This window comes from Olivibacter sp. CPCC 100613, from assembly GCF_036959255.1.
GTDB lineage: Bacteria > Bacteroidota > Bacteroidia > Sphingobacteriales > Sphingobacteriaceae > Olivibacter.
Genome location: NZ_JAWMTI010000011.1, coordinates 98,628 through 111,868, shown reverse-complemented (window position 1 = coordinate 111,868; position 13,241 = coordinate 98,628). Strand labels below are relative to the sequence as shown.

Annotated in this window: 7 protein-coding genes; all 7 read left to right on the top strand. The window is 42.0% G+C overall.

Features of this window, described 5'->3' with window-relative positions; genetic code table 11:
* Positions 1-148: 148 nt before the first annotated feature.
* A complete protein-coding gene (locus RYH73_RS24195) occupies positions 149-1,840 on the top strand; it encodes a sodium:solute symporter family transporter (RefSeq protein WP_335316026.1) in 1,692 nt (563 codons plus the stop codon).
* Between the two features lie 139 nt (positions 1,841-1,979).
* Complete coding sequence (locus RYH73_RS24190) at positions 1,980-2,504, top strand: RNA polymerase sigma factor (protein WP_335316025.1); 525 nt, start codon at positions 1,980-1,982, stop codon at positions 2,502-2,504.
* Positions 2,505-2,609: 105 nt separating this feature from the next.
* On the top strand, positions 2,610-3,629 hold the full coding sequence (locus RYH73_RS24185; protein ID WP_335316024.1) for a FecR family protein: 1,020 nt from the start codon (positions 2,610-2,612) through the stop codon (positions 3,627-3,629).
* Positions 3,630-3,663: 34 nt separating this feature from the next.
* Positions 3,664-6,630: a SusC/RagA family TonB-linked outer membrane protein gene (locus tag RYH73_RS24180; RefSeq protein ID WP_335316023.1), complete on the top strand. Its 2,967-nt coding sequence runs from the start codon at positions 3,664-3,666 to the stop codon at positions 6,628-6,630.
* A gap of 68 nt (positions 6,631-6,698) precedes the next feature.
* Positions 6,699-8,291 (top strand): RagB/SusD family nutrient uptake outer membrane protein, encoded by a 1,593-nt coding sequence (locus RYH73_RS24175; RefSeq protein ID WP_335316022.1) that lies wholly within the window; start codon positions 6,699-6,701, stop codon positions 8,289-8,291.
* A 246-nt stretch (positions 8,292-8,537) separates the two neighbouring features.
* Entirely contained in the window at positions 8,538-11,705 is a 3,168-nt protein-coding gene (locus RYH73_RS24170; protein WP_335316021.1) for a SusC/RagA family TonB-linked outer membrane protein, read from the top strand.
* Positions 11,706-11,735: 30 nt separating this feature from the next.
* Positions 11,736-13,223 carry a SusD/RagB family nutrient-binding outer membrane lipoprotein gene (locus RYH73_RS24165; RefSeq protein WP_335316020.1) on the top strand — a complete coding sequence of 496 codons (1,488 nt, stop codon included), beginning with the start codon at positions 11,736-11,738 and terminating at the stop codon, positions 13,221-13,223.
* Positions 13,224-13,241 lie beyond the last annotated feature (18 nt).

Here is a 13,241-nt window from a genome sequence, read left to right as displayed (position 1 = left end):
ATGTTTGTCCTTAACAATAGTTAGGGGACAAAGATGACCCGCTTGACTTCGTACCGAATACCCGTATTTCTGCGGGTGTTTGGTATGACGACAGAAGGAATTCAAACCTCTTAAAAACTTAAGTCATCCAAATTATTTAACGCTATCCATGCCAAATCAACTCATTTTTTGGGATTATCTCGTATTTGCTTTTTACTTAGTGATTATTATTTCATACGGGTATTGGATTTATAAGAAGAAGAAAAAAACAGAGGAAAACAGCACGAAGAACTTCTTTTTAGCAGAAGGATCACTCACTTGGTGGGCCATCGGCGCATCGATTATTGCTTCCAATATTTCAGCCGAACAGTTTATCGGAATGAGTGGCGATGGTTTCTTCGCCGGTATTGCCGTGGCCATTTACGAATGGTTAGGAGCGGCGGTTTTAATACTGGTGGCTATTTTTCTCATGCCGGTTTATATCAAGAACAGAATTTATACGATGCCTCAATTTTTAACAATGCGTTACAATGAGCAAGTCGCATTAATTATGTCAATTTTCTGGCTATTCCTTTATGTATTTGTTAACCTTACTTCCATCTTGTATTTAGGTGCCTTGGCTATAAATGGACTTCTAGGTGGCGCATATTTTCATGAAATTATGTTGGTACTTGCCTTATTCTCCATTTTTATAACGTTAGGAGGGATGAAAGTAATTGGCTATACGGACGCGATACAGGTTGCCGTGTTGATCATTGGCGGCTTGGCGACTACCTATATGGCCTTAACCATTGTAAGCCAGAATTTCGGATTGGGTAAAAATGCGCTGGCAGGTTTCAATGTCTTATTACAACAGGCTCCCGATCATTTTCATTTAATGTTTAAGAAGCCAACAGCCGGGGCTCCACAAGCCTATGTCGACAAATATTTAATCCTTCCGGCATTTGGTATGTATGCCGCCGGTCAATGGATCAGTAACTTGAATTATTGGGGGTGTAACCAATACATTACCCAACGCGCACTTGGCGCTGATTTAAAAACAGCCAGAACGGGAATTTTATTTGCGAGTCTGTTGAAAATTCTAATGCCGGTCATTGTTATGCTGCCGGGAATCATCGCGTATGTATTGTACAAAAATGGTATGCTGCCAGCCATGGAAGGCCAAAATAAGGATGCGGCCTACGCCTCCATTTTGACATTCTTGCCTGCAGGTCTAAAAGGTTTGGCCGTTGCAGCGTTAACGGCTGCCATTGTTGCTTCATTAGCAGGAAAGGCCAATAGTATATCTACCATATTTACCATGGATGTATACAAGAAGTACCTGAATAAAGGGGCCGATGAAGCAAGGATGGTCAGAACAGGTCGTATTACCGTTGTGGTTGCAATGCTTTTAAGTATTGCTTTTACTTGGAATGACTTATTAGGCATCAGCGGAGAAGGAGGCTATACATTCGTACAAAAATACTCAAGTTTTATTAGCCCGGGTGTACTGGCTACTTTTTTGTTGGGTATGTTTTGGAAACGTACAAGTGGAGCAGCGGCCGTGGTAGGCATATTGACGGGCTTTGCGGCATCTATTTTCTTCAATCAGTTAGCGGTGCCTTTGTTGGGGCCGGAAACCTGGTTATATTCTGCGTTTAAAAATGCCGAGGGAGTCTATGAAATACCATTCTTCATTTGCTTAGGCTGGTCTTTCTTAACCACGGTACTGGTGATGATCGGTGTGAGTTTGGCCGGGCAGAAAATCAGTCCGAAAGCGATAGAATTGAATAAAGCAATGTTTAGGCTGGAACCCTCAACCATTATTTTAAGTCTTACAACAATCTTATTATTATCGGTCATATATGCCAGATTCTGGTAAGTCTATGTGCAACTCTTTTGAGCAGCTTTTACAATAACCAATTTTAAGGGAAACCCAATTATAAACCGAATGTTGCCTTTAATAAAAGCTTAACATATAATAAGGGTTGAGCTAAAGGTGGCATTTTAATTTTGAGGCCATGCAGTTAATGGAAGATTTAAAGCAAGGCGACTGGAACGCCTTCAATGCTATTTATAAGCAGTATCACCAACAGCTTTATTTCTTCATAAAAAAAAAGACAAACTCCGATTTTTTAGCAGAAGAGGTTGTACAACTTACTTTTATTAAGCTCTGGCAAGGTCGTACGACTGTTAGCGATCGTATAGACCTCTCGTTACAACTATTTCATATGGCCCGCCAGGTAATGATCGACGAATTGCGAAAAGAAGCAAGACGTACCAAACATGAAGGAGGCAGTGCCGTCACCCCTTTCACCGATAACCTTATCCAAGCAATTGAGGCCAAAGACCTCATTCGACTATTTGATAACCAACTGTCTGATATGCCGCAAGCGCGTAGATTAATATTTAATCTGAGCCGAGAAAAGGGTTTAAGTCATAAAGAGATCGCCGATATGATGGGGATTTCCATTAAGACGGTAGAAGGCCATATTACAAAAGTATTGAATCAATTAAAACAATATATGTATACCATCTTCCTTTAGTTTTTTCCTAACGTATTTCTTTGTTTCAATGTTAAATAATTGTTAAGTGTGAAGGGGTGCCCCCATGGCAAACGTATTGTTTGTAATATGAAGGGAAAAGAACACATGAAACGAAGGTTTTGGCACCGGACAAAACGCATAGTCAAGCACCTGTTTACCGAAGAAGAGTGGAGTACATTCCGACAGACAGAGGAGCTAAGTGAAGAAAAGTCTGAACGCCTTTTTGCAACAATCGCTCATAGATTGCAGGAGAAACCAGTTCAATCGAAAGGAAAAATACACGTTTATTGGCCCGGACTTTTCGCTGCAGCCGCTACTTTTCTTCTTTTGCTGACGGTTATCGGGCTTTGGAAAGCCCATATCACGTTGGAGGCTGATCAAAAAAAAAGCGATCAGCAGTTCGTTAGGAGCACGAGCTCGCAGTGGCGGATTTATGACAACAAGACAGCAAACGATATTCGTTTCGTTTTGTCAGACTCATCCCTGATCATCTTATCCGCTAATAGTTCGGTTAAGTATTTGGCCAATTTCGGAGACCATTCCCGGGAGTTGTTTCTGAAGGGTAAAGCTTTTTTTAAGATTGCCAAAAATATTCAAAAGCCCTTTAGCGTTTTTGCAGGCGGATTGAAAACGACTGTGTTGGGTACATCATTTACCATTAATACATCGGACAAAGGGCGCCATACACGAGTGGAACTTCATAGCGGTAAAATACAGATCGAATCCATACAATCGACGGGGAACTTTCAGAAAAGGATCCTGTTGCCCGGCCAGCAAATTTCTTTTGATCAAGTCACACAAGGCGAAGTATCGGCTGTGCCGTTAATCCCAAAACAAAAAAGAGAAGCCGCACCAAATCGTTTTGAGCGAAAAGGATCAATACTCAGTTTTAACAAAATGCCGCTTGACGGCGTTGTAAAAGTTCTGGAAGCTAATTATCGCGTTCATATTGATCTTGAGGATAACCTGCATGCTGAAAATACAAGTTATACAGGCGAAATTGATATGCAGCTCGAACCGATTGATGGGGTACTGGAAAAGCTTTGTCTGTTAAATGGATTGACCCTGGAACAGAATCAGGATGACAGATTTACGATACGTAAAGATAAAACGAAAACACCATAACCATTTCAAACATTTAATTAAAATTAATCTCAAAATGAATGTATTAAAGCAACTTAAAACAAGCATTTTGCTTATTACCTGTGCAATTTGCCAGCATGCCTATGCAAGGCAAGGGCAACCTTTGGTCTCAGGTATCGTGCAGGATGCGCTAGGTAAACCGCTTATTGGGGTAAGCGTAAAAGCCATTAATCAAGGAAGCGGAGGAAGTTATCAAGCAAGTACGTCTGAGAAGGGATTATTTCAGTTTACCGGAATTCCATTGGGAGGACCCTATGACTTTGTCTTTAGTTATATAGGTTATCAATCAGATACACTCAGAAATTACCAGTTGGACCAAGGAAAGCAAGTGACGTTGAGCGTCAAGCTGCAAGAGGAGGCCACAGGATTGGGAGAAGTTGTCATCGTTGGATACGGTACAAGTAGCAAACGAGCGATAACAGGATCCATTACATCGGTAAGTAGTGAAGAATTTAATGCAGGCGTTTTCACCACACCTGGGCAGCTCTTACAAGGTAAAGTGGCAGGGTTAAACATTACGCGAAGCGGTAATCCAAATGAAAAACCCACGGTAATTCTTCGAGGCCCTACTACTTTGCGCGCAGGGTCGCAAGAGCCTTTTTATGTCATTGATGGGGTGCCGGGTGCTTCCATTGATTTGGTAGCGCCGGATGATATCGAAAGCATTGACGTATTGAAGGATGCGGCTTCCACAGCCATTTATGGCTCTCGGGCAGCTAATGGTGTAATTATGGTTACCACTAAGAAAGCTAAGGCGGGTGCCACCCGGCTTTCTTATAGTACCTATGTGGCAGCCGAGCAGATTTCCAACACCATTGACATGTTAAGTGGTGAAGATTTGCGTGCCTACCTTGGCGAAAATGGTAAAACGGCTGCCCAAGATGATGGGAGCAATACGGATTGGCAAGAAGAGGTAAGCCGCACAGGTATTTCCCATAATCACAATCTGTCGTTTAGTGGAAGTGGTCAAAACTCGTCCTATGGTGCCAGCGTAAATTACTTAAATAATCAAGGGGTTATTAAAGGTACTTCCATGGAACGATTTATTGTGCGAGGTTATATGGAACAACACGCTTTTAACGACCGCTTGAAACTGAATCTAAATATTACGAATAGCAATACAGACAGTAAATTAGTTCCAGAGGAGGTTTATAGCAATATGTTGACCTACTTGCCAACAGTTGCGGTAAAACAACCGGACGGTTCTTACTCCGAAGATTTTTCAGTAACGCGAGGATATTTAAACCCGGTTTCGTTGATTGACAATAACGATATCCGTCAAAAAACAAAGGTGTTTTTAGCCAGTGGGGGTGCTCAGGTCACCATTTTAGACGGCCTCGATTTTACTACCAATGTGTCCTATCAGGATGAACGGATTGATAGTAATATCTATTATAATCGATTTTCAGGCCTTGTACAGAATCTAAATGGCCGCGTTATCCGAAATACCGTTAGTAATACAAAAAAAATCCTCGAGTCGTTCTTTAATTACAATCGCAGCTTCGGTGAACATGGCCTGAAATTGTTGGCGGGCTACTCTTGGCAAGAGGATCGCTTAGGAGACGGTTTTCAGACAACCAATCAAGGATTTGTGACCGATGGTTTGTCTTATAATAACCCAGGGTTGGGTGATGCGAACGATATACCGGTGGATTATGGAAATAAACGAATCCAAACGTTGCGTCTGATCTCCTTTTACGGTCGGGCAAACTATCAATACAAAAATAGATATCTACTGCAAGCTAGCTTGAGAAGGGACGGGTCATCCGCGTTTGGCGAAAACAATAAATGGGGTTTGTTCCCAGCGGTATCCTTAGGGTGGTTAATTGATCAAGAAACTTTTATGCAAGATCTTTCGGTCATCAGCAGCTTAAAATTACGTGCCGGTTACGGCGTCTCCGGCAACTCGCAGGGATTCAATGTGTTTACATCCAGATTCCTTTATGCAGGTACAGGACGCTTCTATTATAACGGTCGTTTTGTTAATGCGATTGGGCCTTTCCAAAACGCCAATCCGAATTTAAAATGGGAACGAACAGCTACGCTTAATATCGGGTTGGATTTTGGTTTATTTAATAATAAACTTTCTGGTTCGGTGGATGTGTATGATAAACGTACATCAGACCTACTTTGGACCTATCCGGTGTCGGCTACTCAATATTTCGTGCCCGAATTGACGGCAAATGCCGGTGAAATGTCTAATAAAGGAATAGAGCTCGCTTTGCAGGCTACGCCCATTAACCGAAATGGTTTTAGCTGGACAACAGCTATTAACCTGGCGCATAACCGCAATAAAATGACATCACTGAGCAATGATAATTTTGAATTGCCGCTGTTACAAACCGCTTACTTAGGAGGTAGAGGACAATCGGGGAATGCTTCGCAGCGTGTACAAGAAGGTTATGCATTGGGTTCCATCTATACATGGCGTTATGCTGGAAAGAACACAGATGGTGTGTCTCAGTTTTATGATAAAGATGGGAACTTGACAATAGCGCCAACTTCCGATGATTTTTATTATATCGGTAATGCGCAACCTAAATTAATTTACGGTTGGAACAACACCTTTAAATATAAGAATTTCGATTTGAACTTCTTTCTCCGTGGGATTACGGGAAATAAAATTATCAATGCAACATTAGCCGATATGAATGCGCCTAATAACGCTACGCAAACGAACATACCGCAGTTTACCTTAGATGAACAGGAGCCTATCAATGACAATAATGCCTATTTGCTTTCAGATCGTTTTGTGGAGAGCGGAAGTTACCTGCGGTTAGATAATGCAACCTTGGGTTATAACTTTAAGAAGAACAAAAGTACGATTCGGATATATCTGGGTGCTAATAACCTGTTTGTTATTACTAATTATCGAGGAATTGATCCCGAAATTAGTATGGGTGGAATAGAACCGGGCATTGATAATCGCAATTATTATCCAAAAACTCGCTCGTTTATGCTGGGTTTAAACGTGAATTTTTAGTCGGTATTTAATAGTAGATCGCAATATGATCAATAACGATCATTGTATTGCACCAACGATATAAAAAGATGAAAAGAAGAATATTTTTAACCACGATGTTTATTGGGCTGATAGCTGTGAGCTGTACGAAGCTAGACGTGCCCGTTGAGTCGGAATTGACACCCGATAATTTTCCCAATACACCGGAAGCGTTCGTAGCAGCAACAGGACCTATTTACACGCAATTGAGATCTGGTTATGCCGTTAATTATTGGCGGATGCAGGAACTATCGACGGACGAAGCCATTATTCCTGCCAGAGATGGTAATTATGATGATGGTGGACAATATCGCATGCTGCATAAGCACAGTTGGAACCCTGATCACCCAACGGTGAAGGCCGTTTGGGAGTGGGGCTTTGGAGGTATCCAAACCTGTAATCGCTTGTTAGCTTTATTTGAGGAAACGCCGGAGAGCGATTCTAAAACCCAAACACTAGCTGAAATTCGGACTATGCGGGCGCTCTTTTATTTCTTTATGATGGATCTATATGGGAATGTGCCCATCTCGGCTGCCTTTGGTTCGTCGGAACAACCGGCTACTTCAAGTAGGACTGAGGTGTTTAATTTTATCGAAACCGAGCTACTGGCAACGGCACCGGATTTGTCAATTGAGACCAGTGCCTTAACATATGGCCGGCCTACCCGGTGGCTTGTCTATGTCATGCTGCAAAAACTTTATCTCAATGCCGAATATTATACCGGTACACCGAGATATGCAGAATCCATAACCTACGCGGATAAGCTTTTGACGGAATCAAATTTAGCACTTGTCAGTGATTTTACGAGTTTGTTTATGCCGGAGAATGGTCCAAATAGTGAAACGATCTTTGCCGTTCCCTATGACGCCAATGTTGCTCCAGGTAATCAATTCTCCCGTTTTGGCCTGCATACAGCTTTGCAAGATAAGTATGAATTGCCTTTCAGACCGAGTATCGCACTAAGTACCATTGCTGATTTTTACCGTTTGTTCAATTTGGAAGGAGATAAACGAAATGAAACCTGGTTGGCGGGAAAACAGGTTGATTTTAATGGTGATCCCATCTTAGTTGCTACTACAAACAAAGGGCTGGACGCAAGTTACAGCGGACCTAATCCCGATCAGAAAATTAACTGGCAATTGGAATTTACACCTGAAATGCCGCTTCGCTCAGAAGCTACCATGGATGTCGGCAATGATGAACTTGGTAAGGCTCGAGGGGTACGTTCTATAAAATACTACCCGGACAAGAATACGCATCCCAGTAACCGCGATTCCAATAATGACATTCCGGTATTCCGTTTAGCGGATGTTTATTTAATGAAGGCGGAGGCGATCCTCCGTGGCGCAGCGGCTACCGCAGTGAATGGCGAGTTGCAGACAGCGGATGTGTTGGTAAACAAGGTACGCAGTCGTGTCGGAGCATCCGCCGTAACCGGGATTACTTTGGATGCACTTTTGGATGAACGCGGAAGAGAATTTGCTTGGGAAGCTTGGCGAAGGAACGATTTAATACGATTTGGTAAGTTTGAAGGTACTTGGGGATTTAATCCGGGCGGACAAGCGCCAACCTATCGTATTTATCCTGTGCCTACAAGTGAAATACGATTAAATACGAAATTGATCCAAAACCCGGGATATTAATTGTTGACATCCTTTGAAAAAGAGCCGTTCTGCAAAGAACGGCTCTTTTTTTATTAACAAATGTTAAGTGTGTCTGTGTATTGAAAAAACATATTTTTACCATGTTTTTTTGTAATTAATTGTTGTGTAGTGTTTTATGAGTTTTTAAGTGGCGGTTAACTAAAATTTAATCTTAGAATAGTTTACTAATAATATACAAAGTTTAATATTGTTGTGTTTTAAATCACCTCATGTTAAAATTTGTTTATGTTAGTTCAACCTTCATTTTGTAAGCGAAAGAAATCGATTCTTGTCCTGTTGCTCCTTTTGCTTGGCAATTATTCGTTTGGCCAAGTTCAGGCAATTCATGGAAAAGTGATTGACTCGCTGACAGCAGAAACTATTCCCGGAGCAACTATCCGGAACCTAAGTACGGGTAAAATGGCATCAACCGACCAGGGCGGAAACTTTAATTTAGCGGCCAAAGAAGGAGACTCCCTAGGAGTCGCGTTTATTGGCTATTTAACAAAAAACGTTCGTGTTAACGCTTCGGGCGATATGGTGGTGGCACTTAGTCCTAATCAAGAAGGATTAAACGAGGTTGTTGTTACCGCACTTGGTATTAAAAAGGAAAAGCAAGCCGTTGGTTATTCCATTCAGGAAGTAAAGGGGCAGGATCTGGTAAAGGCACGCGAACCGAGTGCGATTTCGAATTTGGCAGGCCGCGTCGCCGGCTTAACCATCACCCCAAGCACTAATCTCTTTGGGAACCCAGGTATAAACTTGCGGGGACGTAGTAACGTCTTGATTGTAGTAGATGGTATGCCGATTAATACGGATTCCTGGAATTTAAGTCCCGATGATATTGAGTCTTATTCAGTGTTAAAAGGTGCCAATGCAGCTGCCTTGTACGGTAACAGGGGGCAAAACGGGGCCATTATCATCACAACTAAAAGAGCGAAGACAAGAGACCGGGGCTTTCAGGTGGAGTTTAATTCCAGCACCCAATTACAAACAGGTTATAATGCGATCCCAAAAATTCAAACGGAGTACGGGCCTGGAGCGAACTTTGATTATGCGTTTAAAGATGGGAGAGGGGGAGGTATTAATGATAATGATTACCTCATTTGGGGTCCACGTTTTGAAGGACAATTGATCACACAATATAATAGCCCTCTTGATCCCGGAACCGGCGATTTGATACCCTTACCTTGGACTGCCAAAGGAAAAGACAACCTGAAAGAATTTCTAGAAAATGGTTTGCTGAGTACCAATAATATTGCCATTTCAACAAAGGGAGAGCAAGGTGATTTCCGAATGTCGGTATCCCAAATGTTTCAGAAAGGTACAACACCCAATACCAAATTGGGTGGAACGAATGTAAATCTTTCCGGTGGTATTAATGCAGGAAGCAAACTCCGTTTTGATGCCAGTATCAATTACAATAAGCAGTATTCGCCTAACTATCCAAATTTGGCTTATGGCCCGCAAAGCCCCATCTACATATTAACGCTTTGGGGCGCTGCTGACTACGATATTAATGACCTTCGGAACTACTGGCAACCCGGAAAAGAAAATGTGCAGCAATATAACAGAGAATATACGATCTATGATAATCCTTGGATGACTGCCTATGAAAATCTCCGAACCTATGATAAAGACGATATCTATGGACATGTTATGATGAACTATAAGTTAACAGATAAGTTGTCATTTAATGCACGCACCAGTGTAAGTACTTGGAATAGGAATCGAACGATAAAAATACCCATATCGGCCAATCTGTATGGATATGATATTGGCGGTAGCAGAGTTGGTGGTTACCAGGAAACCTACGATACGTTCTGGGAAAATAACACAGAAGCATCTTTAAAATACCAGGACCATTTTTTTGATGAAATCGGTTTTACAGGGTCCGTCTTTGGCAACCTGCGCACAGTTAGTGCTAAATCATTATCTGCGCGTACGGATAGAGGTTTAACGGTGCCGGGTGTATATGATTTGAGTAATTCGGTGATGCCTACAATCGCAACCAATGACAGGGCTTCCAGACAAGTAGGGAGTGTGTATGGTTTTGTTGATTTAGATTATAGGAACATGTTATACTTGAGCTTAACTGGACGTATAGATAAGTCGTCTACCATGCCGATGAAGAACAATACCTATTTTTATCCTTCAGCATCTTTAAGCGCTGTTGTTTCCGAAATGCTTCGCCTGCCTAAAGTAATCTCCTCCATGAAGATAAGAGGTGCTTACGCAAACGTCGCAAGTGATTTTGTAGACGAGGACGACCAGTACGGTATATATAAACTGCTTCCTTTCTATACAAATTATGGTCGATGGGAGAATACGTATACGGGCGTAAATTACACCGATGTATTGCCCAATACGGATCTTGTTGCTGAACGTGTAAAGACACTCGAACTAGGTTTGGAAATGCGTTTCCTCAATGGCCGCTTGGGATTGGACGCAGCCGTTTTTAGAAATTTGGAAGGGCCAAGTATTATTGAACTTACTACATCCGTGACCTCAGGTGTAAGCGCGCGGCAAACCAATGGTTTAACGCTCTTACGAAAGGGACTAGAGTTAAGTGTGGATGGTACAGCCATTGCTCGTGACAACTTCGCTTGGAATATCCTTGTCAACGCGTCAACCAATCACGCTTGGTTGCATGAAATTGACGGGGTGCAAAATCGTTATGGAAATATCCATCTAGGAGAGCGCTGGGACAGTTATTATATAAAAGATTTTCAGCGCGATGAGCAGGGAGAATTGATTGTTGGTACCAATGGCTTGCCTGCTTATAACCCCTATATGACTAAAATTGGGCACAGCGATAATAATTGGGCCATCAGTATGAATAATACATTCAAATATAAAACTTTTAGTCTCAGTTTTATGCTCGATGGTCGATTTGGTGGTTTGATAAAGAACGTATTGGATGCAAAGCAGTGGGGGTCGGGGACACATCCTGAATCTGCAAATGAATACCGTTTGAAGGACTGGCAAAACCGGGATATGCAAGGCTATCAAGGTAGCGTCATGACAGATGGATCAAAGATTGTTAGCGGGCAACTAAATGCAGATCAAGACGGAAATGTAATTGCAGATACCCGTGTTTTTGCACCAAATGATATTCCGGTATTATGGCAGGCATGGGCTACCAATTACTATCAATCCGATCCCATTGCTGCTAAGAAAAGAACATTTATAAAATTACGGGAAATCGTGTTGAGTTATAACTTCCCCTCGTCTTTTCTCGAGCGAACGAAGTTTTTTGATGCTGCCAGTATATCACTGGTTGGACGTAATCTATTCTATTTTACCGGTAAGGGCACACGAAATATGGATCTGGATCAGTTTACCGGTTCGAGCTCGGATTATCAGACGCCCTCTGTTAAAAGTTTTGGTATTAACCTTAATGCAACTTTCTAAAGCTTTTGTAGCACTTGAAAAAATATGCTAATGAGAACCTTTAAACCAATAATGCTTATCCTACTGCTAGGTTGCATGATGAGCGCATGTAAGAAAATTGAAGATCTACAAAAAGATCCCGCGGCTGTATATGATCCGGCACCTAAACTTATTTTTACGGGTCTACTGATGCGTGCTTCTGATGCACCTTGGAACGAAGATCAACGTCATAATCAATATATGACGCAAAACGAATCGTATTATGCGGGTCAACCTTATAATTGGACTACTGGATCGTATGACGATGCTTATGGTGCCTTGCGCGATGTAAATCGCATGGAAGTGGAAGCACAAAAGGCAGGTGATTTGGGGGCTGTCTACCTGAGTATGGCCAAGTTTTTTAAGGCCTATTTCTTCAGTCGAGCCACAACTATGTTTGGTGATATTCCAATGTCAGAAGCTATTCGAGGTGAGGCTGAAGATAATTTTCAGCCAAAATATGATACCCAAGAGGCCGTCTATGTGCAAGTGCTGAATTGGCTAGAAGAGGCCAACACGGAGCTTGCATCGCATGCAGCAGATGGCGCTTCCCTAGAAGGTGATTTTTTCTACGATGGTCAGCTTGAGAAATGGCGCAAGTTGGTGAATTCTTATAAACTAAGGTTGTTAATCGATTTAAGCAAACGCGCCAACGACACACCGGAGTTGAAAATAAAAGAACGTTTTACTGAATTACTGACCAATTCTTCTCAATATCCACTCATTTTGTCGAACCAGGATAATTTTCAACTACAGTATAATCCCATCAATATGTATCCTTTATGGCCCTCGGATGGTATTGTAATTAAAAAGGATGCACGTAATACCTTAGGAGCTACCTATGTAAGTATTTTGAAAGAAACCAGGGATCCCCGCTTACTGATTCAGGCGCTTCCTGCAGAAAGTTTAGCTCCGGTTCCAGGTAATCCCTTTGCAGTTTATCAGGGTGGAAAAACGGGTGATTTGCAGAGTACGTTATTGAAGCAGGCAACGGAAGGGCGGCTTTCGATGATCAATTTCGATTATTGGGTAACATCTCCTTCGGGGATCCCAGCTGTACAGCTCGGAGCTTCTGAAGTCCAATTTGCTTTAGCCGAAGGGATTAACCGTGGTTGGGCGGATGGTGACGCCGCGGAACATTTTAAACGAGGAATTGAAGAGTCTATGAAATTTTATAATGTGCCTTCTAATGAAATCCTTGCTTTCCTTACCTCTTATATCTATAAAGGGGACAATGAGGAGGGGCTTCGTCAGATCTTAACGCAAAAATATGTTGCCTTTTTTGAGAACTCCGGCAAACAAGCCTTTTTTGAACAAAGACGTACAGGGATCCCAACATTCGATATAGGGCCTGCAAATGCAAATAATAATGAGATACCAAAAAGATGGGCTTATCCAACTACAGAGTACAGCACCAACGAAGTAAATTTAAAGGAAGCGCTGCAACGGCAATTTAACGGCTCTGATACACAGAATGACCTGATGTGGCTAATTAAGTAGTATTTAAAAATGAGTATC

Coding starts and splice junctions, on each gene's coding strand:
- RYH73_RS24180 (WP_335316023.1), top strand. CDS start 3,664: ATGAATGTATTAAAGCAACTTAAAACAAGCATTTTGCTTATTACCTGT.
- RYH73_RS24190 (WP_335316025.1), top strand. CDS start 1,980: ATGCAGTTAATGGAAGATTTAAAGCAAGGCGACTGGAACGCCTTCAAT.
- RYH73_RS24175 (WP_335316022.1), top strand. CDS start 6,699: ATGAAAAGAAGAATATTTTTAACCACGATGTTTATTGGGCTGATAGCT.
- RYH73_RS24170 (WP_335316021.1), top strand. CDS start 8,538: ATGTTAGTTCAACCTTCATTTTGTAAGCGAAAGAAATCGATTCTTGTC.
- RYH73_RS24165 (WP_335316020.1), top strand. CDS start 11,736: ATGAGAACCTTTAAACCAATAATGCTTATCCTACTGCTAGGTTGCATG.
- RYH73_RS24185 (WP_335316024.1), top strand. CDS start 2,610: ATGAAACGAAGGTTTTGGCACCGGACAAAACGCATAGTCAAGCACCTG.
- RYH73_RS24195 (WP_335316026.1), top strand. CDS start 149: ATGCCAAATCAACTCATTTTTTGGGATTATCTCGTATTTGCTTTTTAC.